Source organism: Xenorhabdus stockiae, assembly GCF_002632825.1.
In the GTDB taxonomy this organism is placed as follows: Bacteria; Pseudomonadota; Gammaproteobacteria; order Enterobacterales; family Enterobacteriaceae; genus Xenorhabdus; species Xenorhabdus stockiae.
The window spans coordinates 119,826-145,816 of the sequence record NZ_NJAJ01000005.1; the positions used below are offsets into that span (position 1 = coordinate 119,826).

The window sequence follows — 25,991 nt, forward strand, 5'->3', positions numbered from 1 at the left end:
TTCGTCCCCGTTGTCACCCATAGAAATTTAGATTGCGTCCGTAGCTCAGTTGGTTAGAGCACCACCTTGACATGGTGGGGGTCGGTGGTTCGAGTCCACTCGGACGCACCAAATCTCTGGTTGGCATAGCAACTCAAATTTATGTGCGTCCGTAGCTCAGTTGGTTAGAGCACCACCTTGACATGGTGGGGGTCGGTGGTTCGAGTCCACTCGGACGCACCATTCACTTGATATCCTCATTTTTATCATCTGTAATACCTTTGCTATTTTTCTGATAACCACTCGAATTTTTTATAAAAACACTTTTTTCATCTGCAATATTCAAGCTACTAAAAATTATTTTTTCACTGTTGCGCAACAACTCTCTGATTTTTCTGATATGAGTATGTTCATTTTTTATTCTTCCCAGATAAATTTTTTTAAGAATCACTTTTTGATTCATTTCACAGAAATTAGCCTCTATAATACGGCCCTGTCATTAGTTGAATGGTTTCAGCCAATTAATTTACCGAATCCAGAAAAAATTGCAGATGATTAATCGCTCTAAATCCACATGGTTAATACATGCCTGGCTTGATGAAAAACAACCAATTGACACTTTTCTGCCATCCGTTTTCCATGTATGTTGCGCAACTTAAAATGCCAGACTAACAGAGCCAAGTGACACTGGCATATAATGTCAATGGTTGGTAATACACTCTTTTTAATCCATTAAAACCAGTAGTAGATAGATTGTCATGAAAAAAACCAAAATTGTTTGTACTATCGGGCCAAAAACTGAATCCGAAGAAAAACTGACCGAACTGCTTAACTCAGGCATGAACGTTATGCGCCTGAATTTTTCTCACGGTGACTACGAAGAACATGGTCAGCGTATTAAAAATATCCGCTCAGTCACTGCAAAAACCGGTAAAAAAGCAGCTATCTTACTGGATACTAAAGGCCCTGAAATCCGTACCATGAAGCTGGAAGATGGTAATGATGTTTCCCTGACAGCTGGTCAGACTTTCACCTTTACAACTGATCAATCCACTATCGGCAATCAGGAGCGCGTTGCCGTAACCTATTCAGGCTTACCAGCCGATTTATCTGTAGGTAATACAGTTTTGGTCGATGATGGCCTGATTGCCATGACAGTAAAACAGATCACCGCCACTGAAGTTATCTGTGAAGTTCTGAACAACGGTGACTTAGGCGAAAACAAAGGCGTCAACCTGCCGAATGTTTCTATCAACCTGCCTGCGCTGGCAGAAAAAGATAAGCAAGATCTCATCTTTGGCTGTGAACAGGGTGTTGATTTTATCGCTGCCTCTTTCATCCGTAAGCGTTCTGATGTTCTGGAAATTCGTGAACACCTGAAGGCTCATGGTGGTGAACATATCCAGATTATTTCTAAAATTGAAAACCAGGAAGGTTTGAACAATTTTGATGAGATCCTGGAAGCCTCAGACGGTATCATGGTTGCCCGTGGTGATCTGGGTGTTGAAATTCCGGTAGAAGAAGTCATTTTCGCGCAGAAAATGATGATAGAGAAATGTAACTCTGCACGTAAAGTTGTCATCACTGCGACTCAGATGCTGGATTCCATGATCAAAAATCCACGCCCTACCCGTGCCGAAGCTGGTGATGTTGCCAACGCAATTTTGGACGGAACTGACGCAGTAATGCTTTCTGGCGAAAGTGCGAAAGGAAAATATCCAGTTGAAGCCGTTTCCATCATGGCAACTATCTGTGAACGTACAGATCGCGTTATGGGCAGCCGGATTGAAAATACCAAAACACAGAAATTGCGTGTAACTGAGGCAGTTTGCCGTGGCGCAGTAGAAATTGCGGAAAAACTGGAAGCCCCTCTGATCGTTGTTGCAACTTATGGCGGTAAATCAGCAAGATCTGTGCGTAAATACTTCCCTAATGCACGGATCCTCGCATTAACTACCAATGAAATCACTGCCCGCCAGTTATTGCTGGTTAAAGGCGTTTCTACACAGGTTGTCAAAGAAATTGCCTCTACCGATGACTTTTACCGTATCGGTAAAGAAGCTGCATTAGCCAGCGGTATGGCAAGTAAAGGTGATATCGTTGTGATGGTATCCGGTGCATTAGTACCAAGCGGCACAACAAATACATCTTCTGTTCATGTACTGTAATTATTTTTGATTACAAAGCAGATCGCTCGGTAATTGAGCGATCTGCACTTATAAATAATCCCTCCATATTTTTGTCCCTTCCCCGCTAATAAAAAATGTGCTCCTGTAATAAGCGCAAAAAACAGCAATAAAAGATGTATAATAAACACACTAATTATTTTAAAGTTATTGACGCTAATTCGCATCCTTAAAGCATTTTACTCACTTAACCCACGGATTCTGCCAGAGAAAAATGTGTCAAAATAACAAAATAGGCAATGGGATATTATTGGTTTATTACATCAGTACAGTGAAAAACTGGAAGATACATCACGTAATGTTTGAGATTTTTCTGATTTAATTATTCCTCTCATTACCGTTTTATTGTAGTTATCTAAAAATTATTAACTTATTTTAGAGCGAAAAACAGTAGAATTTGTTTATCCGGACAAAATTTATTCTCTTTCTAAAAAAGTTTGTGTAATAATTAGATAGCTACTTGAAGATTAACTTAATCTAGAGGGTATTGTGATGAATCGTACTAAAATTGTACTTGGCGCAGTAATTCTCGCTTCTACGATGTTAGCAGGTTGTACAAGCACGGCTAAAAAGGTTGACCAGCTTTCTTCTCAGGTTCTAACTTTGGGTTCCAAAGTGGACCAACTGAGCAACGAAGTTGGCTCAATGCGTTCTGATGTACAAACAGCTAAAGACGAAGCAGCTCGTGCTAACCAACGTCTTGACAACCAAGTTCGTTCCTACAAAAAATAAATTTGTAGCATTTTCAAGAATGGCGTACTTAATAAGTACGCCATTCTTTATGTATATCTTGGATTATCTACAGCTTAGGTCAGGACTTAGTCTGATAGACCGGTGTGGGCTGATTCAACAGGGGTAGTTTAACTGGCTGAACGTTCAGAGTTTCGTCTTCACGCTCCTCCACTAACTGTGATATCTCTTTCTCCCTGTGACTGGATGAAAGCCCTTTCTCATTTACCGCTACTGGTATTCCAGAACGACGAATAATTTCCTGATCGACCAAAACAACATTGGTTCCCTTGTTTCCAATAAATTTTAATAACCCTTCCGTGCGCTTAATTGGCATGGTCTGAGGATCATCCGATTCTGTTTTTGACAAAGGCTGATGGACTTCAACATAACGTTTTCCATCCGGCTCTACTGCATATTTGATCGGTTCATTAATAATCTGAACACGGGTTCCTCTTGGAACATTGTGAAAAAGTGCTTTAATGTCATCAGGACGTAAACGTATACAACCGGAGCTAACACGCATGCCAATACCAAAATTGGCATTGGTGCCATGTATCAGATATTCCCCTCGCCCAGCGGACAGACGCAAAGCAAAATCGCCCATTGGATTATCTGGCCCGGCGGGTATTACAGCGGGCAGGATAATCCCTCGACTCGCATAATCCTTACGAATATTTGTAGTAGGCGTCCATGTAGGATTTTTAATAAGCTGGCTGACTGAAGTTGTCATTGTTGGCGTATTGCGCCCAAGCTGCCCGATGCCGATTGGATACACAATGACACTATTTTTCCCTTTCGGATAATAATAAAGCCTCATTTCAGCCAGATTAATAACAATACCCTGACGGGGAGTATTGGGAAGCAACATCTGTGATGGGATGACCAGCTTGGTTCCGGGTTTAGGTAAATACGGATCAACACCAGGATTGGCTTCTAACATCGCCAACAAACCTATTTGGTATTTAGCGGCTATGGCTTCCAGAGGAAGTCCATCATTAGGTACGACATAGATGGAATTCTCACCAATCAGGCTACTGTTAGCAGGTGGTAGCGGATATTCCACCGCATAAGCCATATTAGCTATCCCGCAGAACGACAACATGCCGATCAAGAAAGTACTGATAAAAGTCAAAAATCGCTTCATACACACTTCCTCAATGATATTTGAATGCCAGTGGTTAATTAATAGCCTCACATAAGGCTATTTTACCCCCCTTTGCCACAATAAAAACTAAGCAAACTGCTTTTATATACCAAATATTAGGACAATATCGCTGTAGTCAAACGAGATGTGCAACATAATTGTTGCTGTCCGTTATAAATATCAATCTGCCAGACCTGATGAGAACGTCCAAGATGGATTGCTTTGCAGACTCCTTTAACTATACCATCACGCACGGCTTTAATATGATTCGCATTAATTTCGACACCGACAACTTTTTGTTCACCTTCTGAGCAAAGATAGCCAGCGAGTGAACCCAGTGATTCTGCCAACACCACAGATGCCCCACCATGCAAAATCCCGAATGGCTGTTTAGTTCGTTGATCAACCGGCATTGTGCCTTCAAGGAAATCATCACCAAGCTGGGTTATTTCTATTCCAACATATCCTAACATGCAGTCATTTCTCAATTGATTTAGCATGCTGACATCTGCGCTACGTTTCCAAATTTGTTGTTTCTGAATCACTACACTATCTCCAATAAAGCTTGTAATGGGTGTTTAAGTACTTTTCCTTCTATTCGCTTCACCTGACTACGGCATGAATAACCGGTGCTAAGGCAATGCTCCAAAACAAGGTTGTTCAATGCTGGCGCCCATGAAAGCCGGTAAATACCAAGCGAGTTTTCGAGATTCTTTTTTTCGTGACCATACGTTCCAGCCATACCACAGCACCCCACGTTGACGTTATTTAAATTACCGCCAAAATGGTGAAAGATGTCACTCCACTGTTTACCGCTGTTAGGTAACGCTGTCACTTCTGTACAGTGCCCAAACAGATACCAGTCATGACTAGGTGTTACATTGTCACGTTTTTCTGTTGGAATAATTTCTGGCAATATATTAACCAACCATTCATGAACTAATTGGACATTAAAATTACCCCGATGTTCACCGAGAATATCCCTGTATTCATCCCGATAACACAGAACTAAGGCTGGATCGACACCCACCATCGGAATATCCAATTGTGCCGCCCGATTCAGAAAATCAGCCGTTTTCCGGGCTGTCTTGGCAAACTTATTTAAGAAACCTTTGACGTGTTGCGCTTTTCCATTGGGAGAAAACGGTAACAACACTGGCTGATATCCAAGTTTCTCAACCAGTCGCACAAAATCAGTGACCACTTTTGCATCGTGATAACTGGTGAAAGGATCCTGAACAATAAGTACATGCTGTTTACGCTGAGGTAAGGATAAGGTTTCAAGCTGTTCCAGTGTCGTTCCCACCGCATAGTGTCCTGCCAATTGCTGCTGCAATGTCGGATAGGAAAGCTGAGGCAGATCAGCCATACCAATAGTATGCTGGCTGAGTTTTTGCACCCATGGCTGCCGCAGGAAGAAATTAAATACGCGGGGTGCTTTTGCCATTAATGGAGTACTGTCTTCAACGTTAGCGACGATGTGATCACGCAACGGGCGTAAATAACGGCTATGATACAAAGCCAGAAAACGGGAACGGAACGATGGCACATCAATTTTAATCGGGCATTGTGTCGAACAGGCCTTACAGGCCAGACAGCCTGACATCGCTTCTTTTACTTCATGTGAAAAATCATACTCTCCCCGCCATGCCTGCCAACTATAACGTGTTTTTTCAATCAAACCACGCAGGCTGGGGCGCGACTGGTCAAGCCCATGCTCCAGTAATTCAGGTTTAACACCCTGCTCCGTCAAAAGCCGCAGCCATTCCCTGACAAGAGTAGCTCTCCCTTTGGGTGAATGGATCCGATGCTGGCTGATTTTCATTGAAGGACACATCGGGCTTTTAACGTCAAAATTGAAGCATAGGCCATTACCATTACACTCCATTGCTCCACGGAATGTGCTTCTGACATTAACGGGGATCGTTCTGTCAAAAGTGCCTCGCTTGGCCTCATCAACCTTCATCATGGGAGCATCAATGCCGATCGGCGGGCAGATTTTTCCCGGATTCAGCCTGTTAAGCGGATCAAATGCGGCTTTAATCCGACGCAGTTCGTCGTATAATATTTCACCAAAGAAAGAGGGACTATATTCTGCCCGAAAGCCTTTTCCGTGTTCTCCCCATAACAATCCACCATATTTGGCCGTCAGATGAACTATTTCATCGGAAATCTGCTTCATTAGCATTTCCTGCTGAGGATCGCACATATCCAATGCAGGCCGCACGTGTAAAACACCTGCATCCACATGGCCGAACATACCATAATTAAGCTGATGGCTATCCAAGAGCTGGCGAAATTCAGCTATATAATCAGCAAGGTGCTGAGGAGGAACACACGTGTCTTCCACAAATGGAATGGGTTTGGCTGCACCTTTACTATTGCCAAGTAAACCAACAGATTTTTTCCGCATCGCATAAATGCGTTCAATATCATCTAAATGGTGACAAGTCTGGTAACCGATTATCCCGGCCTGATTGTTCACCATCAGTTCATCAAGGCGCTGGCAGAGCGTACTAACCTGTTGATCAATTTGCTGTTCATCATTGCCACTGAATTCAACAATATTCAGCCCTTGCATATCCTTATCAGGCACATCGGTAATCAGCTCTTTTACTGAGTGCCAGATGATATCTTCCCGTGCAAGGTTGAGAACTTTAGAATCCACTGTTTCAACAGAAAGTGCCTTCGCTTCAACCATAAATGGAGCATTACGCAAGGCTGAATCAAAAGAATCATATTTTACATTTACAAGCCGCCTGACTTTTGGCAACGGCGTAATATCTAACGTTGCTTCAGTAATAAAAGCCAGAGTACCTTCAGAGCCGGTTAAGATGCGTGTTAGGTCAAAAGATTGCAGATCATCGCTATAGACATGGCGTAAATCATACCCCGTTAAAAACCGATTAAGTTTTGGGAATTTTTCAATAATTAATTCCCGTTGTTCACGACAGCGTTCGAGTACGGTTTTATAGATATGCCCAACAGTTGAATTTTCTTTCGCAATCGATTCCGCCAATGTTGTATTCATTGGGCGGGTATCAAACATTTCTCCACCCAGTAGAACAGCCCGAACACCAAGTACATGATCTGACGTTTTTCCATACACCAGCGAACCCTGACCGGATGCATCGGTATTGATCATCCCACCCAATGTCGCACGATTACTGGTTGATAATTCAGGAGAAAAGAAATAGCCGAAAGGCTTTAGGTATTGATTGAGCTGATCTTTGATAACTCCGGCTTCAACTTTAACCCACCCTTGCTCCGGGTTAATTTCCAGAATTCTTTTCATATAACGGGACATATCCACAACAATGCCATTGTTGAGTGCCTGCCCATTCGTACCCGTTCCGCCTCCCCGGGGGGTAAATGTCAGCGAATGGAAGCGCTCTTCTCCTGCAATTCTTGCCAACAGTGCAACATCAGCAGTTGAGCGGGGAAAGATAACCGCTTGTGGTAGCAACTGATAAATACTATTATCTGTCGCCATAGTGAGTCGATCAGCGTAATTACTGGCAGTATCACCTGTAAAACCGGCTTCTTTCAGTACAGTCAAATATTCCTTTACCAGTTCACTGACTCGGGGGGCTTGTGGTATACGTGGGATCATTGGCTCATTGCCCCTTTTCTAATAATTGTCCACATTGCTATAGTTATATACTACCTTCATTGTCGGGTTCAGACAGGGATCTGAACAGGCAGGCTTTTAACAATATCACAATATTTGCCAGTTTTGAGCAACATGTGAAATAACGTTATATTTATTTACCATTGTGGATCCCGACAGTATTTTTAATCGCCGAGAGAAATCATTTCATGGAAAAATCGCAACCACATCAGGATTTACCCAAGCTGCTATTTGTACTGTTCTTCATTTTACTGCTCATTACGACCAGCTTTTGGGTTTTAAGTCCATTTGTTTTAGGATTCATCTGGTCAGGAATGGTAGTTATCGCAACTTGGCCGCTAATGGAAAAAATACAGCGACGTTTATGGGGAAAACGTTGGATAGCAGTTTCCATTATGACGTTACTGCTCATTTTATTATTTGTTATCCCTATAGCATTATTGGTCAGCAACCTGCTGGAAAACAGCGCACCACTCATTGAATGGGCAAAATCTCCATCCAATATGCACCTACCTCAATTGGAATGGCTAAATAAAATTCCGGTCGTCGGTCAGGATTTATATATTAAATGGCAGAACATCATCTCTGAGGGCAGTAATATGCTCATGGCTAAAATTCCGCCTTATATCGGAAAAGCAGCCACATGGTTTTTTGCTCAGGCTGCCAATGCCGGCCGGTTTTTATTCCATCTGACCTTAATGGTACTGTTCAGTGTTCTACTTTACTGGAAAGGTGAACACGTGATGCAGGGGATTCGCCATTTCGCCATCCGACTGGCAGGTAAACGGGGCGATGCGGTTGTTGTACTGGCTGCCCGTTCTATCCGCGCCGTTGCCCTTGGCGTAGTTGTAACTGCCCTTGTACAAGCCATCGCAGGCGGTATTGGGCTAGCAATTGCAGGTATTCCCTATGCTATGGTTCTGACCGTTCTGATGTTCGTACTTTGCGTTGCACAGTTAGGGCCTCTGTTAGTTCTTATTCCGTCTATTATCTGGCTTTACTGGACAGGCGAAACAACTCTGGGAACAATTTTAGTGGTCTGGAGTTTAATCCTGGTCACTATGGATGGTGTTCTTCGGCCTTTCCTTATTCGTCTGGGTGCCGATTTACCTATGGTTTTAATTCTTACCGGCGTCATTGGCGGCATACTTTCGCTGGGCGTAATTGGTTTATTTATCGGGCCGGTTGTACTGGCTGTTTCTTACAGCCTATTGCTGGCATGGATGGATGAAGTGCCCAAACCCGAAATTAAATAGAAGTCACTAAGCTGTATTTCAAAAAAGCTCATATGTAATAATAAAACACAAAGCGCGGAGAATTATTTTTCCGCGCAATTATCATTAAAGTAAATGTATTATCTCTTGCCTATAAAAAACTCATATTAATTCCAACAGTAAATAATCTCAGAAAATTTGTTACGAGAAAGTTGCTTTTTAAATTTGTTTTTCCAATTCTGATTTATTAAGAGAATTCTTAATGAATAAACTGATTTATTAAATTAGTATTCATTTCATCGAAACTATGTTTCCCATGAATAGCAGTCTTAGTTTGTAAACGCCACAAACTGAGATGTGTGAAGTAATATATATTGCTGTGTGTAGTCTTTGCCTGTCAGCCCATGATAGGCTTTTTTTTTGGAAAAAATTCCCGTTGGAATTATATAAAATAACCTTCGCATTAAAAAAGATCGTGTTATAAAGAAAAAAGCCTGAAAATGTTTTTAACAGGCTTTTTAATTCATGTCTGAATTAGATGTTTATTAATTATTTCCTGCTAAAGAAACCCAGGTTTTCACCACCGTATCGGGATTTAATGATAAGCTGTCAATTCCTTCTTTCATTAACCACTCGGCAAAATCCTCGTGATCTGAAGGCCCCTGACCGCAAATACCAACATATTTTCCCTGACGCTTGGCCGCCTGAATAGCCATAGAAAGTAGTTGTTTCACCGCATCATTACGCTCATCGAATAATTCAGAGACAACACCTGAATCGCGATCCAAGCCTAATGCCAATTGAGTCATATCATTTGAGCCGATAGAGAAACCATCAAAATGTGCCAAAAATTGTTCCGCTAATAATGCATTTGATGGAATTTCACACATCATAATGACTTTTAGCCCATTTTCACCACGCTTCAAGCCTTGTGATGCCAACTCTGATACAACGGCTTCGGCCTGCGCCACAGTGCGTACAAATGGGATCATGACTTCAATATTTGTTAATCCCATAACATTACGTACCCGTTTGACTGCCTCACATTCCAGAGCAAAACACTGGCGGAAACTGTCAGAGACATAACGACCAGCACCACGGAAACCAAGCATCGGGTTTTCTTCATGTGGTTCGTATAACTCGCCGCCCACCAGATTCGCGTATTCATTCGATTTGAAATCAGACAAACGTACAATAACGCGTTTAGGCCAGAATGCAGCGGCCAGCGTTGCAATACCTTCTGTCAGGCGTCCGACATAAAATTCAACAGGATCATCATAACCGGTCATTAAAGATTTAATCTGTGCCTGTAATTCAGGGGATTGCTCAGAAAACTCAAGCAGTGCACGAGGATGAACGCCAATCATGCGATTTATGATGAACTCCAGACGTGCCAGCCCTACACCTTCATTCGGCAGGCAGGCAAAATCAAATGCACGATCTGGATTACCAACGTTCATCATGATCTTAACATCCAATTGTGGCAGCTCATCAACCTGCGAACTTTGGATACTGAAATCCAGTTTATTTCGATAAACAAACCCCGTATCCCCTTCCGCACAGGAGACCGTGACCAGTTCACCTTCTTTCAGGCGTTCTGTTGCATCGCCACAACCCACAACAGCAGGAATACCCAGTTCACGGGCAATGATAGCAGCATGGCAGGTGCGCCCCCCTCGATTAGTCACAATCGCTGCTGCTTTTTTCATAATTGGCTCCCAATCCGGGTCAGTCATGTCTGTCACCAGCACATCACCGACCTGAATGCGATCCATTTCACTGAGATTGTGAATAACCTTAACTGTACCAATACCGATTTTGTGCCCAATTGCACGGCCTTCCACCAGCACACTGCCCTGTTCATTAAGCTGATAGCGTTCCATCACCTGCTGATTGGAACGGACTGTTTCAGGACGCGCCTGTACAATATACAGTCGGCCATTATGCCCGTCTTTCGCCCATTCAATATCCATCGGGCGACCATAATGTTTTTCAATCAGTAGGGCCTGCTTTGCCAATTCTTCGACTTCATTATCGGCAAGAGAAAAGCAATTACGCAATGCTTCAGAAACATCTTCTGTCCGAACCTGCTGACCGTGTTCTTTGCTGTCTGCATAGACCATACGTATTTTTTTGGAACCCAGATTACGTCGAACTATCGCTGGGCGATTATTTCTTAATGTAGGTTTATGCACATAAAATTCATCAGGATTTACTGCGCCCTGCACAACCATCTCACCTAAACCATAGGCAGATGTAATAAACACAACCTGATCAAAACCGGATTCAGTATCAATCGTAAACATGACACCGGATGATGCCAAATCAGAGCGTACCATCCGCTGTACACCTGCTGACAGCGCCACGCCACGGTGATCATAACCCTGATGGACACGGTAGGAAATAGCACGATCATTAAAGAGAGATGCGAAGACATGTTTAATGGCAACCATCACCGCATCAATACCCTGTACATTCAGGAAAGTTTCCTGCTGCCCTGCAAAAGAGGCATCCGGCATGTCTTCAGCCGTTGCGGAGGAACGGACAGCGAAAGAGGCATCAGGCTCTCCTTCAGACAATTGCAAGTAAGCTTCCCGGATATCTTTTTCCAGTTGTACTGTAAATGGCGTATCAATCACCCACTGACGGATCTGTGCACCAGCCTTAGCTAATTGATTGACATCATCAACATCTATTTCATCCAATAATTGATAAATACGCTGATTAACACCACTTTGTTCCAAAAAATCATTAAATGCCTGTGCTGTTGTAGCAAAACCATTGGGAACAGATACACCAAGGTCGGCCAGATTGGTGATCATTTCACCAAGCGAGGCGTTTTTACCACCGACCCGATTAACATCATTCATGCCTAGTTGGTTATACCAAAGTACATTACATGGGGTGAGGCCATTATTGGACATTGAAACTATCCTTTTTACATTCGGAGGTACAAATCGGAAAATTAGTGCTGCTCTTTACAGCAGGAAATAGCCTAGCACAATGTATTGCTATATATGGAAAGGTGAATCGATCAACCCAGCAATATTATTTTTTTACAGGTATAATCCAAAACGCTATCTGTAGTTATTATTTGCAATAAAAACGATTCAGCCAATATTTTAATATATCCATCTACCCAATAATAAAAGAAAATACAATGATAGAGATCCCATTCCCGCAGAATCAAGAAAATGAGCCACTGGAGCGTAGTGTCTTTTTCATCTCCGACGGTACCGCAATTACAGCAGAAGTCCTCGGCCATGCTGTATTATCTCAATTTCCGATTACGATGACGTCTTATACCTTACCTTTCGTCACCAGCAAAATAAGAGCCGAAGAAATCAGAAACCAGATAAATAATCTTTATCAGGCAACAAATATCAGACCACTGGTTTTTTATTCCATAATTTCCAGCGAGGTTAAAAATATCATTACCAGCAGTGACGGCTTTTGTCTGGATATTGTCCAGACTCTCGTCGCACCGTTGCAGCAGGAAATCGGGCTGGAACCAAAACCAGAGTTACACCGTACACACGGTTTATCTAAAAAAAATCTGAGTCAATATGATGCCCGTATTGCAGCCATTGATTATGCTCTGGCACACGATGATGGTATTTCACTGCGTAACCTCGATCAGGCACAAGTCATTATTCTGGGTGTTTCACGCTGTGGAAAAACTCCCACCAGCCTTTATCTTGCCATGCAGTTCGGTATTCAGGCAGCAAATTACCCTTTCACTGCTGATGATATGGATAACCTACAATTGCCGGCTGACCTTAAACCGTTTCAGCACAAATTATTCGGCCTGACGATAAACCCTGAGAGGCTGGCTGCCATCCGTGAAGAACGCAGAGAAAACAGCCGTTATGCTTCATTACGACAATGTCGTATCGAACTTGCTGAAGTTGAAGCTCTATTTCGTAAAAATAAGATTAATTACTTAAATACCACCAATTATTCTGTCGAAGAGATTTCAGCCAAGATTATTGACAGTATGGGATTGAAACGGCGTATGTTCTGATCCAAAGGATCAGCATAATTCAGGCATCATTAAAATTTCATACACAAGCGTTTCGCTTAAATTGACGTTAATGTTTTGTTGAATTTATCGGAGGCTGAGTTATTGTAATTTCTATCACGCCAGACTGCGCCTCAAAATGAAGTAGAATTCGAGAAAGTATATGTACAAAACAGATGAGCTACGAACCCGCTCTATTGATAAGCTGATAACACCTAAAACCCTTTCTGAACAGTATCCGATATCAGAAAAAATACGCCAAAATGTGACGCTGTCACGAAAACGCATTGAAGCCATTCTCAACGGTAACGATCAACGTTTACTGGTTATTATCGGTCCCTGCTCTATTCACGATACCGATGCTGCCCTTGATTATGCATCACGCCTGCAAGTATTGCGTGAAAAATATCAGCATAGTCTGGAAATCGTAATGAGAACCTACTTCGAGAAACCGCGGACTGTTGTCGGCTGGAAAGGATTAATTTCAGACCCTATGCTGGACGGTTCCTGTCAGGTCAATAAAGGGATCTCACTTGCACGTAATTTATTAATAAATATCAACGAATTGGGAATGCCTACCGCGACAGAATTTCTGGATATGGTGACCGGGCAGTATATTGCGGATTTAATTAGCTGGGGTGCTATTGGTGCAAGAACAACTGAAAGCCAAATCCATCGGGAAATGGCTTCCGCCCTCTCGTGCCCTGTCGGATTTAAAAACGGTACTGACGGCAATACTCATATTGCGATTGATGCAATACGTGCAGCAAGTGCCAGACATACGTTCCTGTCACCGGATAAAGACGGGCAGATGACAATTTACCAAACCAGCGGAAATCCCTACGGGCACGTTATCATGCGTGGCGGAAAAAAACCTAATTACTACGCTGAAGATATTACTGCAACCTGTCAGAAACTGCGTGAATTCCGCTTACCGGAAAGGTTAGTCATTGATTGCAGCCACAGTAACTGCCAGAAAATCCACCGTCGGCAACTGGATGTCGCCAGAGATATCAGCCAGCAGATTAATTCTGGTTCAACAGCCATCGCTGGAGTTATGGCGGAAAGTTTTTTAGTCGAAGGTTCCCAAAAAATCATGTTGGGAGAACCGCTGACCTATGGACAATCGATTACTGACCCATGCCTTAGCTGGCAGGATACAGAAGAATTCCTTCATATACTGGCCGAAGCAGCTAAAAAACGTTGCTGAATACCTCTTCTTTAGTATCTATTTTTGGCTTCTGTGCATAATGGAAGCCATAACCTGTTAAAAAGTCCTTAGATTACCCATTCTTCCTTATATAAAAAATAGCTTGAAGTTAATCATCATAGAAACGATAATTATTCTCAATATTAGAATAATTATTGTTCATATTGGCTATGAAAATACTAACTGACTACCCGTACTACCACATTACCCCTTTGCAACAGCAGATCCTTTTGGCATTACATCGTGGTTCAACCTTAAACAAAATCTTATTTTGACTTAATCATAATCCTGAAAATAAGGCATATTCATGTCATGGGATTAAAACCACTCGTATGTTTTAAAACACCATTAAATCATGGAGATAACTTGCATGTCCCGGATTCAACCACCAAACCTGAAATTGTCTGCATTAAGTATTGTTATTTTAACAGGGTTGTCTTCTGCTCACGCAGCCAGCATTCCAACTGACAAAAAAGACACAACCGAAAAAAGTAAGCATAAAGATACGATAACGGTTTATGCCACAGGCAATCAGCGTGACAGTTTTGAAGCTCCAATGATGGTAACAGTTGTTGAAGGGAATTCAGCCAGCAGCAAAGTTGCAGGTAATGCTAACGACTTACTGCGTAAAATCCCCGGGATTAATGCCGCTGATTACGGGCGCGCTAATGGGCAAGATATCAGCCTGCGTGGTTACTCCCAAAAAGGGGTTTTAATGCTGGTTGACGGTGTTCGTCAGGGAACTGATACCGGGCATATTAATGGTGTTTTTCTCGACCCAGCGTTGATTAAACAGGTTGAAATCGTTCGTGGCCCATCCGCCCTGCTCTACGGTAGTGGTGCATTAGGTGGTGTGATTGCCTATCAAACAGTCGATGCAGCAGATCTCTTGCAGGAAGGGCAAAATAGCGGTTTTCGTGTTTTCAGCCGTGCGGGAACAGGAGATCACAGTTGGGGGCTTGGCGCTGCTACTTTTGGCAAAACTGAGAATCTTGATGGCCTGTTTACTTTCAGTACCCGCGATGTTGGCAATATTCGCTATGGCGGTGGTGTAAAAGGTCGAAACGATGAAAACATCGGCAATGTGATGGCGAAAGGCACATGGAAAATTGATGATATCCAGTCAATTGGTGGTGAATTGCGTTATTACCACAACAAAGCCCACGAACCAAAAGATCCACAGGATATTAATGACCATAGCGATAACGTCTTGGCAGATCGCACAACAGCACAACGTGATATTCAGCTGACTTATAAACTGAATCCGTCGAGCTATGACTGGCTGGATCTGAGAAATGATATTTATTATTCCGATATCGCCATCAATACCAAAACGAAAGAAAAAGGCTTTGAAGGCCGCAGACAAGAAACTTTTGGTATAAAACTGGAAAACCGTTCTCATTTGAGTGCTATTCCTTTTGCTGCTCATCAATTTACTTATGGCACTGAAGTTTATAAACAGAGACAAAAACCAAGCAGCGATAATCTTAATGGCTTTCCAAAAGCAGATATCCGTTTCGCATCCGGCTGGGTACAGGATGAAATAACTATTCGTGATCTGCCCGTTTCAGTTGTCGTTGGTACGCGCTATGACAACTACAAGGCTTCAAGCGATAACAAAAACAATAAGTATAAAGATATCAGTGCCGACAAATGGTCATCAAAAGGCGCTATCAGCATTACTCCTACAGATTGGTCGATGCTGTTTGCTTCCTATTCTCAGGCATTCCGTTCTCCGACCATGGGAGAAATGTATAACGACTCTAAGCATTTCTCTATAAATAAAAAAACAGAAAGGGGCTCTTTCACCCTAACAAATTACTGGAAACCTAATCCTAATCTTCGCCCTGAAAGCAATGAAACTCAGGAATTTGGGTTTGGGTTACGTTTCGATGATTTATTGCTTTCCAACGATGGCCTGAAATTCAAAGCAAGTTATTTTGATACCAAAGCAAAAGATTATATTTCTACCACTGTCACTCCTGATATGAGGTTTACAACATCAATCAATATTCCTAACGCCAAAATCTGGGGTTGGGATGTTTCAATGAATTATGGCACTGACTGGTTCTCGTGGGATCTGGCTTATAACCGCACCACAGGTAAAGATGGACAAACTGGCAAATCTATTGATGAGCTCAACCCGGATACCGTAACCAGTACATTAGATATCCCTCTTTCTGATACCGGCGTATCTATTGGCTGGGTAGGCAAATTCACTAGCCAGACTAATTTTAAAGATAAAAATGGGAAGAAAAATGCTTTCCAACAGTCAGGTTACGGCGTCAATGATTTCTATATCAGCTACCACGGCGAAAACCAGCTAAAAGGTATCACAACTTCTGTCGTGCTCGGCAACGCTTTTGATAAGCAATATTACTCAACATTGGGTGCTCCACAGAGTGGCCGTAATGCCAAACTGTTCATCAGCTACCAATGGTAAATAATAAAAGTACTATTTTTAAACTATACCCCATTTTTTTAAGGAGCTAGCAACTGTGAATCAGTCACTTTATGAACGTTACCAACAGGCAAAAGCAGATAATAAAGCCAAATATGCACGCGATCTGGCGGCTTATCTTAATGTCAGTGAAGGAGAATTACTGCACAGTCGTGTCGGTATCGACGCGAAACGTCTGAACGTTGATGCTCCTACTCTGCTGCAAGAACTGGCAACTGTTGGTGAAACCAAAGCCATTACCCGTAATGACTTCGCAGTTCATGAGCAGGTTGGTCGTTACGAAAATACCAAGTTCAGCGAACATGTTGGCTTGATCCTCAATCCACGTGAACTTGATTTGCGTGTATTTTTCGATCACTGGAGCAGTGTTTTCTATCTGGTAGAACCAGCAAAGAACGGTCTGCGTCACAGCGTTCAGTTCTTTGATCGTCAGGGTGATGCGTTGCACAAAGTGTACACCACCTCTAATACAGATATGGCTGCATGGGAAGCACTGATTGAAAAATACCAGACAGAAGAAAACCCTGCTCTGGAAGTTCAACCGGCAAAAGCCCCTGAATATGCAGAAATGACTGAACAGCTGAAAGTGCAGTTGGATGAAGAATGGCGTGCAATGACTGACGTTCACCAGTTCTTCATTATGATGAGCCGTCATAATCTGAACCGTCAGCAAATCTTCAATGCTGTCAAAGATGATCTGGCTTATCGTGTAGATAACTCCGCTCTGACTCAGATCCTTGAAGTTGCACACAAAGATCAAAATGAAATTATGATCTTCGTCGGCAACCGCGGTTGTATCCAGATTTTTACTGGTAAACTGGAGCGCTTGATGCCTTATCAGGAAGAAAACTCTTCCCAGAAGTGGGCTAACATTTTTAATCGCAATTTCACATTGCATCTGATTGAAAGTGCTATCGCTGAAAGCTGGATCACACGTAAGCCAACAACAGATGGTTTCGTCACCAGCCTTGAGTTGTTTGATGCTGAAGGTAACCAAATCGCCCAATTGTATGGTCAGCGTACTGAAGGTACTCCTGAGCAGGCACAATGGCGTGATCAGGTTGCCGCTCTGCCTAAACTGCAACCAGAAAAGGAAAATTGTGTAGCATGAAAAAGTGGCTTCTAACATTTATGCTTACCATCTCTGCCAGTGCGTTCTCTGCTGAACGTATTGTCACAATCGGTGGTGATGTGTCTGAAATTGTTTTTGCACTGGGTGAAGGGCAGCATGTTGTTGCCAGAGACAGTACCAGCAAAAATCCTCAGGAAATACTTTCAATTCCTGATGTGGGATATATGCGCATGCTGAGCTCAGAAGGCGTTCTGTCTATGCGTCCATCACTGGTGCTCGCAAGCGAACTGGCTCAACCTTCTCTGGCACTCAAGCAAATCGAAGATTCCGGTGTAAAAGTCATTAAAGTGACAAGCAAAGCCTCGTTAGAAGCCGTTCCTGAAAAAATTAAGACCGTCGCTAAGGCGGTCAAACAGGAAAAACGTGGTGAAGAGCTGATCACTCAATATCAGCAACAGCTGGCTACAATCACCACGTCAGAGATCCCAACAAAAGTCATGTTTGTCATGAGTCACGGCGGGATCATGCCAATGGCTGCCGGTCAGAAAACAGCAGCAGATCAGATTATTCACGCCATTGGTGCTCAAAATGCCATGCAGGGATTCAATGGATACCGTCCTCTGTCTCAGGAAGGTGTTATCGCCAGCCAACCTGACTTGCTGCTTATCAGTACCGATGGGCTAAAAACTTTGGGTGGAATGGATAAACTGTGGCAACTTCCGGGGATAAGTTTCACGCCCGCTGGCAAGAAAAAACAGGTCGTCGTTGTGGATGAAATGGGCCTGCTCGGATTCGGTATCGAGACACCCGCTGTCATGAAAAAAGTCCGTGAGGCTGCGGAGAAAGTGCAATGAGTCGTTCTCAATCCCCCAGCCTTGGCTTGATGTTACTGACTGTATTGCTGTTTATTCTGGCAATCAGCTCAGCCAACATGGGGGCATTGCCTCTTTCTTTTAAAACGCTGTGGGAGTCCTCTTTGGAGGACCCACACTGGCAAATTTGGTTAAATATTCGCCTCCCGCGCATTTTGCTGGCTATTCTGGTTGGAAGTGCACTGGCTATGTCTGGAGCTGTCATGCAAGGGCTATTCCGCAACCCGCTTGCAGATTCCGGGCTATTAGGTATAAGCAGTGGGGCGGCACTGACGGTGGCATTGACTATTGTTGTGCCTCTTTCCTTACCTGCGGGTATTGCATTATACGCCCATATCATTGCTGCTTTTATCGGCAGTTTACTGGTTTCATTCCTGATATTTTCACTCAATAAATACAACCACGGCAATATGTCAAAATTGCTGCTTGCCGGTATTGCCATCAATACCCTGTGCGCATCGTTTATCGGTGTATTGAGCTATATCAGTGATGATCAGCAATTACGGCAATTCACCATTTGGATGATGGGCTCATTAAACCAGATTGAATGGCCAACACTGATTATTGCCGCTTCTATTATTATTCCTGTTTGCCTACTGACACTCAGCCAGTCACGAAAACTGAATCTCCTCCAGTTAGGAGACGAAGAAGCACACTATTTAGGCATTAATGTTCAACGGACTAAGTTTCAGTTACTACTACTGAGTGCCCTACTGATTGGCTGCGCTGTGGCATTGAGCGGTGTTATCGGTTTTATCGGTCTTGTCATTCCTCATCTTGTCAGGTTGCGCTTTGGTGGAGATCACTCTTGGTTACTGCCAATATCCGCATTGGGTGGAGCATGCCTGTTATTAACTGCGGATACATTAGCCAGAACGCTAGTGGCTCCCGCTGAAATGCCGGTCGGTCTTATCACTGGTTTAATCGGTGCGCCTTACTTTTTATGGTTGATTCTTAAACCATCAGGAGGCCGTTTGTAATGGAGCCAATAATGCAAAAAAGTTTGCTCGAAGCTAAAAACCTGAACTATTTTATCGGGCAACGCCAAATTATCAAGGATGTGTCCCTTTCTCTTAATCAGGGGGAAGTTGTTGCAATTATTGGGCCTAACGGCGCAGGTAAATCCACTCTGTTACGGCTGTTAACAGGTTATGTTTCGCCAGCCAGTGGTGAGTGCCTGTTACAGGGCACTTCCCTTGCTGACTGGGAACCGCAAAAACTCGCTCGTATTCGCGCAGTAATGCGGCAATATAGCTCGCTTTCCTTTCCTTTTAGTGTTGAAGAAATCATTGCGATGGGGCGTGTTCCTCATGAAAGCACCCATAAGAAAACGGCTATCAATGAAGCGATTGCATTGACCGAATGTGAAGAGCTGAAACATCGTAATTACCAACAGCTATCCGGAGGAGAACAGCAACGGGTTCAATTGGCCAGAACATTGGCTCAGCTCTGGCACCCAGAGCCTACTGGGTCTTGCTTGTTTTTGGATGAGCCAACATCAGCACTGGATCTTTACCACCAGCAGCACACATTACGGCTTGTTCATAACCTTACCCGGCAGCGCCCTCTGGCTGTCTGTTGTGTATTGCATGATCTGAACCTGGCTGCACTCTACGCAGACAAAATTCTTCTGTTACATAAAGGAGAATTAGTCGCCTCAGGTACACCGCAAGATGTTCTGCGTGATGATATTCTTAAACAATGGTATCGGGCTGATTTAGGCGTTATGCAACATCCTGAAACTCATCAGCCACAGATTTATCTCCGTCAATAGTCTATTCCCTTTCTAGAGGCAACTTTTGCAAATTTCAGCAAAACTTGCCTCAATAATCGCATCGGATATGCAATATCAGAGAAGAATTACTTCATATCCATCAGCCGTTGCTTACGGGCCGATGGTAGATACCAAAATATCGCTATCAGGCATAAAGCATAACCCAACATTTCACAGCCTTCTTCCACCATATTTTTGACTGCTCGATTAAAATGCTCATCCATCAACTCCTGCCAAAGTGCCCCCATACCAAACAAGCGGGAAAATACTAATACGCATAAAAGCCCGCAGATCATCATTGAATAACTTTGATGACGGGTGAAATGCACAAGCCCAGTAAGAGTTTTAGAACCCTGCATGACCGCGTAACTGATACAGAGCAGAGCCAGAGGAATAGCAAACCACGCCCATGCTCCGTGGAAAATAACATCAAAATATACATCCAGTTCTCTGATTAATAGGCAACTAAAAAAGCCAGCCATCAAAATAAGCGATGCCCGTAATTTCGAATTTCTCTTTGCTTCATAAAATAGCAAAATCGCAATTATAATTAGAGAAAGCTCCTGAAAAATTTCTGTAATTGACTCTTCCTGTACATTGTTATGTAAATAATTAACATCTAAAAATAACAAACCCGTTGTTCCCGCTATCACCAGTGCATATAAAATAAAAAACATCAATTTTTTGGCTAAAAAGATAAACATGCTAAATACCCACCAAGAAAAACAACAAATTCAAAACCACACAAAAATCACATACCCTTATATACACAATGGATTTCAAGATGCATCGTGACGGCAAAGGAGAGGCAGGGATCAACCTCTCAGTAACCCCCAAAAGCATAGATAACCTATGCCTATAAAAACGGTGGCTGGGGTGAACGAGCACAGCCAACAAAGAGACAACTTGAAAGACGGAGTATATATAACCAAAAAGCACCCAGTAATGAGTGCAGAAGCTGATTTTATCTGGTTCGGAAATATATTTTATACTTTCCATGCCCTTAAATTCCTTTCAGACAGTATCAGATAAAGTATTCGCCTCTATTTTGTCCAATATGAAAAATAGTGCTATGTGAAAACGGAAGAAAAAATATCCAGAGATATAATCAGGGATTAAATATAATTAATCCTTATTAATTTAAGATCGCACATTTTGCGTATACGCTATAAAATATATTATTAAAATGAGCCATTCCAATAATATTAATTATCATTTGTATATCACTCTTTTTTAGCACAAGCCCACATTAGTGGGAGGTATATATGTTAGAAAGTGTTATCAACGATATTGTTAAATGGTTAGAAAATCAGCTTCAACTGACTGAAGGTATTAAAATAGATGCCATTGCCCATAAAAGTGGTTATTCAAAATGGCATTTACAACGCATTTTTAAAGAATTGAAAGGCTGTACATTGGGTCAGTATGTACGTCGGCGCCGCCTTCATGAAGCCGCCAAGTCGTTACACGAGGATGACTTGCCGATTCTGGATATTGCCCTGCAATATGGTTTCAGTTCTCAGGCTACATTTACACGGATCTTTAAAAAGCACTTTAATACCACACCCGCTAAATTCCGAGAAAATGGCAAATTACCTGAGTTAAAGACATTCTTATTTTGCGAAGAATAACTCACAGTCATTATCATTCTTTATGGTCAACATCCCTGTTGTTGACCTTCTTTTAGGTCTAACCTCTGCCAATTATTTCCTATCTCAGTTCATTTACCAACCAATATGAAAATTGCTGCAACTCCGCATCCAGTAAGGGGTATTGTTCTCTGATAGCTTGAATTATCTGCTCAACAGCTTCTGGCTGATATAGCACACCTGTCAGTTTTTCTGCCAGTACTTCAAGTGGTGCGGGTTCGAGACTGTCAGTGAAAATTTGGCAACGACTGATAACTCCATGCTCAATATCAACATGTAACTCAATACCTCCCCAAGAAAACCGGGTATCCAGTGTATGGCTGAATGCGGGGGCCTGCCCGAAGTTCCATTCCCAGCTACTTTGCTTCTTAAAAACATCAACAAAACCGGGTAAATTTGGTAACGCTTGCGGTGAAATAATTTCCGGCTCTACCACTTCACCAAAATACTCAAAAAACGCCTCGGTGATCCCCGCACATATTTTTTCATGTGTGATGTCTGGCAACAAATCTGACAGGTTTGCCACTCTGGAACGAACAGAAGTAATGCCTTTAGCCTGTAATTTTTTAGGATCAGGGTTGAGATAATCAGCAAGGCGGTTCAAATCTGCATTAATCAGCAACGTCCCATGATGAAATCCGCGATCTTTAGTTTCCCGATATGCAGAGCCTGAAATTTTACGCTCTCCTTCCGGAGATGATAAAACCAGATCATTACGACCAGAAACCATCGCATGAATACCTGATTTTTTTAGTCCGTCCAGAATAATCTGAGTAGAAATCTCTTTGTTATAGGCTGGCTTACCAGCCATAAAGGTAAAACAGGTATTCCCCAAATCATGAAAAACGGCACCACCGCCACTACTGCGCCGGGCTAGCTTTACACCATCCTGCTCCATGCGCCGCGTATTACATTCCTTCCACGGATTTTGCGCACGCCCTATGACAACTGTATTGGCATTGCGCCATAGGAACAAAACACTCTGCTCTGGTGACATTTGCCGAAAAATACATTCTTCAACAGCGAGATTAAACCAGGGATCATAAGAATCAGACAGCAGCAATCGTAATCTAGACATTACTTGTCTCCAGACAAAGAAAAACAATGCCTTAGGATATCATAACGCTCAGATTAAATTGGTGATTCAGGTCGTGGTCATATTCTGCGGGCTTGCCAAAATACACGCTGCCAATAAACATTATCAAGAGAGGAACGCATAACACCATTGCTGGTAGAGGCATGAATAAATTCATTATTGATATCATAAATCCCAACATGTAATCCGTTAGCACCACTACCGGTTTTGAAAAATACCAGATCACCCGGCATCAAATCCTTTTTGCTGATCCGGGTTCCCAGTTGAGTTTGCTGATTTGTTGTCCGTGGAAGGAGGATATTAAAGCGATCATGAAAAGTACGATAAACAAAACCTGAGCAATCCACCCCTCGCCGATCCATACCTCCATAGCGGTAAGGTGTCCCCTGCCATTGTTCAAGTTGCTCTTTTAATTTTGCGATAACCATAATCGGATCAGACAGAGCTGCTCGCAATGGGGGTAGATTCGATTGCGAAACAGGGTTAGAACAACCAATAAGTAACAGACTCAGTAGCAGACATAAATGCCTGATTTTTAGTGACATCAATCAGCCCTCCTGCTTTCTGGCCTGCTAATAAACCAAACACCGAATAGAATGAGCAAGATGCCTATCGTTTTTAATGGCGAGGTATTTTCATTAAACCAAGGCAATAATACTGCCATTAAATAAACAAAAATGTAACTCAGGCTTAGTAGTGGATACGCTTTATTCAATGGCAGATATTTCAAAGTAAAAAACCAGCAGAACATTGATAATGCGTAACTGGTAAGCCCTGCCATCACCACCAGCAAAGGATTAATATTCAGCCATAACCAGTCTATATTGAACCAATGTAGCAATAAGGATAGTTCAGGTAACCGAGCCATTCCCCACTTCAAAAATAGCTGCGCGCCCGTAACTAGTAAAACATTTGCTACTCCCCAAAAATACCCCTTCATTGATTCAGACTCATTAACAAGATCCCCGACATAATGGCTAAAACACCGATCCAGTGTTTTAACCCTACTTTCTCCTTATACAAAAATTGCCCGATCAATGTTATTACCACAAAATTAATGCTCAGCATCGGATAGGCGATGCTGAGCGGTAAAAATTGTAGTAATCGCAGCCAGAATACCATTCCGGCTCCCAAAAGAAGCATAGCAGCCACTAGCCATACCGCCACGAGTGATGTTTTATAGGGAGTCTTTTTTCCCCAGCAGATAACCGCTTGTTTCTGACAAATTTGTCCTGCACAGGTTAATAAACTAACGAGTATCAATAATCCTGCACTACTGTTCATCATGGTTGCTTCTTATAAATAACAAGAACAAAACGGGATTTTCGCTGTACAAGATCCGGTTTGGGTAACTCAGGCAGTTTCCCTTTTGACGATAATAAAAAAACAACGGCAACCTGACCATCTTTCCGTGCGCTGGCCAGCCAAACGGGGAATTGCTCTAGTGTTATATATCGGTTTTGGCTATCTGGATAATCCAATCCATACGCCAGTTCACCCTTGTTTTGGAATAAATAGATATCATTGCGTTTTAATTCCCACGCCAGTGCCGCCCCTACCCCAACGGATGCCGATAAAATATATTTACTTTCTGCTAATTCTTTTTCGTATTGTTGGATGAAATCCTGTGGAAGTTTGGAATTAATCGTTTTATCAGGCAGTGCGCTACCTATTGATAAGCTAAGCATAATTGAACATGCTGCGGCCCATTGCCAGTGCTTACCGTTATGTCTGAAACAGAAATATCCGACGATACCCCAGACAGCAAATGTCAAAATTCCTAATACCCATTTATGTAATTCATTAGACTGATAAAGAGGATTTTTGGGAAATATCTCCAAAAATACCAGTGCCAGTATTGCAATCAGTCCAATGAAAACATTAACTAACCCATTAAACTTCAATGCCTTTATTTTGCCATTCCTCATACTATCAACGGCGTATTTTGCCATCATCAATGCTAAAGGCCCCATACATGGCAAGATATAGGTCAGTAATTTCCCTCTCGATATACTGAAAAATATCAAAGGAATACAGAACCAGCATAAAAGAAAAAACATTTCAGGATGATTTTTCTTCGCTTTCCAGCCGGTAAATAATGCACCGGGTAATAATCCTAACCACGGGATGACACCCAAAATCACTATCGGCAGATAAAACCAGAATGGTGATGCATGTTGTGCATTCTCGGAAGCAAAACGCTGTATATGTTCTATCCAGAAAAAATAATGCCAATAATCAGGCTCCCGAACAGCAACCGCAATCACCCATGGCAGACTAATTAAAACAGCGCCGATAACGGCAATCGGACCAAAACGGAGCATCTCCAGAAAACGTTTTTGGTATATCGTGACTGGTATCATCGAGATCACCGGCAGAACCAATGCCAGAAAGCCTTTTGTCATAAAAGCCATACCACAGGTTATACCCAGCACAAACCAGGCAAAAAACCGCTCTCGGCTACTGCTGGCTTTCAGTGCCCAATAGCAGCTGACAATTCCTGCCGTGACCCACAATGAAAACATAGGATCGAGAACACTATAAGTCCCTATAGAAAACACAATGAACATGGAGATATAAATCAGACAGGAGATAAAGGCTGTCTGACGGCACTGCCACATCATCATGGCTAATCGATAAAGAAAAAATGCGCTGAGCATAATGCTGAATACTGAGCCAAAACGCACTGCGAAATTGCTATCGCCAAAAATCCACTGGCTAATGTTATTTATCCAATATCCTGCTACTGGTTTTTCAAAATAACGGATACCCAGAAAATGAGGCACGATCCAATCACCACGCTGTAACATATCCCGGCTGATTTCAGCATATCGAGTTTCATCTGGTTGCCATAAAAGACGTCCATTCAAAGGGAGCAAGTAAGTAAAGATAAAAAAAAGAGCCATTAAAACGGCCCCGGCTCTACTCATTCGAACATTCGACATATTTC

At 42.6% G+C, this 25,991-nt stretch carries 22 protein-coding genes and 2 tRNA genes; 13 read left to right on the forward strand and 11 right to left on the reverse strand.

Translation table 11 applies throughout. The features are described from left to right. Window positions 1-34 precede the first annotated feature (34 nt). A tRNA-Val gene (locus tag Xsto_RS03450) sits at window positions 35-111 on the forward strand. A 34-nt stretch (window positions 112-145) separates the two neighbouring features. Further along, a tRNA-Val gene (locus Xsto_RS03455) sits at window positions 146-222 on the forward strand. 1 nt (window position 223) lies between these two features. Here Xsto_RS03455 and Xsto_RS03460 read toward each other — a convergent pair. Further along, window positions 224-442, reverse strand: coding sequence for a hypothetical protein (locus tag Xsto_RS03460; protein WP_099124108.1), 219 nt, complete (start codon window positions 440-442; stop codon window positions 224-226). A 295-nt stretch (window positions 443-737) separates the two neighbouring features. On the opposite strand from Xsto_RS03460, the gene pykF reads away from it, so the two are divergent. Both pykF and Xsto_RS03475 read left to right on the forward strand, forming a co-directional pair. Beyond that, window positions 738-2,147: a pyruvate kinase PykF gene (gene pykF, locus Xsto_RS03470; protein ID WP_099108161.1), complete on the forward strand. Its 1,410-nt coding sequence runs from the start codon at window positions 738-740 to the stop codon at window positions 2,145-2,147. 510 nt (window positions 2,148-2,657) lie between these two features. Beyond that, window positions 2,658-2,897: a major outer membrane lipoprotein gene (locus tag Xsto_RS03475; RefSeq protein WP_099108162.1), complete on the forward strand. Its 240-nt coding sequence runs from the start codon at window positions 2,658-2,660 to the stop codon at window positions 2,895-2,897. A 79-nt stretch (window positions 2,898-2,976) separates the two neighbouring features. Here the strand turns inward: Xsto_RS03475 and Xsto_RS03480 are convergent, their stop codons facing one another. From Xsto_RS03480 to ydiJ, 3 genes are all read right to left on the reverse strand, one after another. Then, the gene (locus tag Xsto_RS03480; RefSeq protein WP_099124109.1) at window positions 2,977-4,041 is read right to left on the reverse strand and encodes a L,D-transpeptidase family protein; all 1,065 of its coding nucleotides are present in this window, start codon (window positions 4,039-4,041) and stop codon (window positions 2,977-2,979) included. A 116-nt stretch (window positions 4,042-4,157) separates the two neighbouring features. Beyond that, on the reverse strand, window positions 4,158-4,514 hold the full coding sequence (locus Xsto_RS03485; protein ID WP_211284283.1) for a hotdog fold thioesterase: 357 nt from the start codon (window positions 4,512-4,514) through the stop codon (window positions 4,158-4,160). A 71-nt stretch (window positions 4,515-4,585) separates the two neighbouring features. After that, complete coding sequence (gene ydiJ / locus Xsto_RS03490; RefSeq protein WP_099124110.1) at window positions 4,586-7,654, reverse strand: D-2-hydroxyglutarate dehydrogenase YdiJ; 3,069 nt, start codon at window positions 7,652-7,654, stop codon at window positions 4,586-4,588. A gap of 206 nt (window positions 7,655-7,860) precedes the next feature. Here ydiJ and ydiK point away from each other — a divergent pair, with 206 nt between their 5' ends. After that, the gene (ydiK, locus tag Xsto_RS03495) at window positions 7,861-8,928 is read left to right on the forward strand and encodes an AI-2E family transporter YdiK (RefSeq protein ID WP_099108165.1); all 1,068 of its coding nucleotides are present in this window, start codon (window positions 7,861-7,863) and stop codon (window positions 8,926-8,928) included. A 503-nt stretch (window positions 8,929-9,431) separates the two neighbouring features. Here ydiK and ppsA read toward each other — a convergent pair. Beyond that, window positions 9,432-11,810 carry a phosphoenolpyruvate synthase gene (ppsA, locus tag Xsto_RS03500; protein WP_099124111.1) on the reverse strand — a complete coding sequence of 793 codons (2,379 nt, stop codon included), beginning with the start codon at window positions 11,808-11,810 and terminating at the stop codon, window positions 9,432-9,434. Between the two features lie 236 nt (window positions 11,811-12,046). On the opposite strand from ppsA, the gene ppsR reads away from it, so the two are divergent. From ppsR to Xsto_RS03535, 7 genes are all read left to right on the forward strand, one after another. Next, window positions 12,047-12,910 (forward strand): posphoenolpyruvate synthetase regulatory kinase/phosphorylase PpsR, encoded by an 864-nt coding sequence (gene ppsR, locus Xsto_RS03505; RefSeq protein ID WP_099124112.1) that lies wholly within the window; start codon window positions 12,047-12,049, stop codon window positions 12,908-12,910. A gap of 160 nt (window positions 12,911-13,070) precedes the next feature. After that, window positions 13,071-14,117: a 3-deoxy-7-phosphoheptulonate synthase gene (locus Xsto_RS03510; protein ID WP_099124113.1), complete on the forward strand. Its 1,047-nt coding sequence runs from the start codon at window positions 13,071-13,073 to the stop codon at window positions 14,115-14,117. Window positions 14,118-14,487: 370 nt separating this feature from the next. After that, complete coding sequence (locus tag Xsto_RS03515; protein ID WP_099124114.1) at window positions 14,488-16,560, forward strand: TonB-dependent hemoglobin/transferrin/lactoferrin family receptor; 2,073 nt, start codon at window positions 14,488-14,490, stop codon at window positions 16,558-16,560. A 55-nt stretch (window positions 16,561-16,615) separates the two neighbouring features. Beyond that, on the forward strand, window positions 16,616-17,689 hold the full coding sequence (locus tag Xsto_RS03520; protein WP_099108169.1) for a hemin-degrading factor: 1,074 nt from the start codon (window positions 16,616-16,618) through the stop codon (window positions 17,687-17,689). Next, the gene (locus Xsto_RS03525; RefSeq protein ID WP_099108170.1) at window positions 17,686-18,504 is read left to right on the forward strand and encodes a heme/hemin ABC transporter substrate-binding protein; all 819 of its coding nucleotides are present in this window, start codon (window positions 17,686-17,688) and stop codon (window positions 18,502-18,504) included. Before Xsto_RS03520 ends, Xsto_RS03525 begins: the two co-directional genes overlap by 4 nt. Continuing rightward, entirely contained in the window at window positions 18,501-19,502 is a 1,002-nt protein-coding gene (locus Xsto_RS03530; protein ID WP_099108171.1) for a FecCD family ABC transporter permease, read from the forward strand. The genes Xsto_RS03525 and Xsto_RS03530 overlap by 4 nt, the downstream gene beginning before the upstream one ends. Window positions 19,503-19,510: 8 nt before the next feature. Then, window positions 19,511-20,296: a heme ABC transporter ATP-binding protein gene (locus Xsto_RS03535; RefSeq protein WP_370630587.1), complete on the forward strand. Its 786-nt coding sequence runs from the start codon at window positions 19,511-19,513 to the stop codon at window positions 20,294-20,296. A gap of 86 nt (window positions 20,297-20,382) precedes the next feature. Here Xsto_RS03535 and Xsto_RS03540 read toward each other — a convergent pair whose 3' ends face one another. After that, a complete protein-coding gene (locus Xsto_RS03540; protein WP_099124115.1) occupies window positions 20,383-21,000 on the reverse strand; it encodes a hypothetical protein in 618 nt (205 codons plus the stop codon). A gap of 561 nt (window positions 21,001-21,561) precedes the next feature. Between Xsto_RS03540 and Xsto_RS03550 the strand changes: the two genes are divergently transcribed. Beyond that, window positions 21,562-21,927: a helix-turn-helix domain-containing protein gene (locus Xsto_RS03550; RefSeq protein ID WP_099108175.1), complete on the forward strand. Its 366-nt coding sequence runs from the start codon at window positions 21,562-21,564 to the stop codon at window positions 21,925-21,927. 79 nt (window positions 21,928-22,006) lie between these two features. Here Xsto_RS03550 and lplA read toward each other — a convergent pair whose 3' ends face one another. The 5 genes from lplA to arnT all read right to left on the reverse strand — a co-directional run bounded on the left by lplA (window position 22,007) and on the right by arnT (window position 25,986). Then, on the reverse strand, window positions 22,007-23,023 hold the full coding sequence (lplA, locus tag Xsto_RS03555) for a lipoate--protein ligase (RefSeq protein ID WP_099124116.1): 1,017 nt from the start codon (window positions 23,021-23,023) through the stop codon (window positions 22,007-22,009). 77 nt (window positions 23,024-23,100) lie between these two features. Then, the gene (locus tag Xsto_RS03560; protein ID WP_099108177.1) at window positions 23,101-23,586 is read right to left on the reverse strand and encodes a C40 family peptidase; all 486 of its coding nucleotides are present in this window, start codon (window positions 23,584-23,586) and stop codon (window positions 23,101-23,103) included. Beyond that, window positions 23,586-23,981 (reverse strand): 4-amino-4-deoxy-L-arabinose-phosphoundecaprenol flippase subunit ArnF, encoded by a 396-nt coding sequence (arnF, locus tag Xsto_RS03565; protein ID WP_099124117.1) that lies wholly within the window; start codon window positions 23,979-23,981, stop codon window positions 23,586-23,588. The genes Xsto_RS03560 and arnF overlap by 1 nt, the downstream gene beginning before the upstream one ends. After that, a complete protein-coding gene (arnE, locus tag Xsto_RS03570) occupies window positions 23,978-24,325 on the reverse strand; it encodes a 4-amino-4-deoxy-L-arabinose-phosphoundecaprenol flippase subunit ArnE (RefSeq protein ID WP_099124132.1) in 348 nt (115 codons plus the stop codon). The genes arnF and arnE overlap by 4 nt, the downstream gene beginning before the upstream one ends. Further along, window positions 24,325-25,986 carry a lipid IV(A) 4-amino-4-deoxy-L-arabinosyltransferase gene (gene arnT, locus Xsto_RS03575; RefSeq protein ID WP_099108179.1) on the reverse strand — a complete coding sequence of 554 codons (1,662 nt, stop codon included), beginning with the start codon at window positions 25,984-25,986 and terminating at the stop codon, window positions 24,325-24,327. Before arnT ends, arnE begins: the two co-directional genes overlap by 1 nt. Between the last annotated feature and the right edge of the window lie 5 nt (window positions 25,987-25,991).

Coding starts and splice junctions, on each gene's coding strand:
- Xsto_RS03460 (WP_099124108.1), bottom strand. CDS start 442: ATGAATCAAAAAGTGATTCTTAAAAAAATTTATCTGGGAAGAATAAAA.
- pykF (WP_099108161.1), top strand. CDS start 738: ATGAAAAAAACCAAAATTGTTTGTACTATCGGGCCAAAAACTGAATCC.
- Xsto_RS03475 (WP_099108162.1), top strand. CDS start 2,658: ATGAATCGTACTAAAATTGTACTTGGCGCAGTAATTCTCGCTTCTACG.
- Xsto_RS03480 (WP_099124109.1), bottom strand. CDS start 4,041: ATGAAGCGATTTTTGACTTTTATCAGTACTTTCTTGATCGGCATGTTG.
- Xsto_RS03485 (WP_211284283.1), bottom strand. CDS start 4,514: ATGTTAGGATATGTTGGAATAGAAATAACCCAGCTTGGTGATGATTTC.
- ydiJ (WP_099124110.1), bottom strand. CDS start 7,654: ATGATCCCACGTATACCACAAGCCCCCCGAGTCAGTGAACTGGTAAAG.
- ydiK (WP_099108165.1), top strand. CDS start 7,861: ATGGAAAAATCGCAACCACATCAGGATTTACCCAAGCTGCTATTTGTA.
- ppsA (WP_099124111.1), bottom strand. CDS start 11,810: ATGTCCAATAATGGCCTCACCCCATGTAATGTACTTTGGTATAACCAA.
- ppsR (WP_099124112.1), top strand. CDS start 12,047: ATGATAGAGATCCCATTCCCGCAGAATCAAGAAAATGAGCCACTGGAG.
- Xsto_RS03510 (WP_099124113.1), top strand. CDS start 13,071: ATGTACAAAACAGATGAGCTACGAACCCGCTCTATTGATAAGCTGATA.
- Xsto_RS03515 (WP_099124114.1), top strand. CDS start 14,488: ATGTCCCGGATTCAACCACCAAACCTGAAATTGTCTGCATTAAGTATT.
- Xsto_RS03525 (WP_099108170.1), top strand. CDS start 17,686: ATGAAAAAGTGGCTTCTAACATTTATGCTTACCATCTCTGCCAGTGCG.
- Xsto_RS03530 (WP_099108171.1), top strand. CDS start 18,501: ATGAGTCGTTCTCAATCCCCCAGCCTTGGCTTGATGTTACTGACTGTA.
- Xsto_RS03540 (WP_099124115.1), bottom strand. CDS start 21,000: ATGTTTATCTTTTTAGCCAAAAAATTGATGTTTTTTATTTTATATGCA.
- Xsto_RS03550 (WP_099108175.1), top strand. CDS start 21,562: ATGTTAGAAAGTGTTATCAACGATATTGTTAAATGGTTAGAAAATCAG.
- lplA (WP_099124116.1), bottom strand. CDS start 23,023: ATGTCTAGATTACGATTGCTGCTGTCTGATTCTTATGATCCCTGGTTT.
- Xsto_RS03560 (WP_099108177.1), bottom strand. CDS start 23,586: ATGTCACTAAAAATCAGGCATTTATGTCTGCTACTGAGTCTGTTACTT.
- arnF (WP_099124117.1), bottom strand. CDS start 23,981: ATGAAGGGGTATTTTTGGGGAGTAGCAAATGTTTTACTAGTTACGGGC.
- arnE (WP_099124132.1), bottom strand. CDS start 24,325: ATGAACAGTAGTGCAGGATTATTGATACTCGTTAGTTTATTAACCTGT.
- arnT (WP_099108179.1), bottom strand. CDS start 25,986: ATGTCGAATGTTCGAATGAGTAGAGCCGGGGCCGTTTTAATGGCTCTT.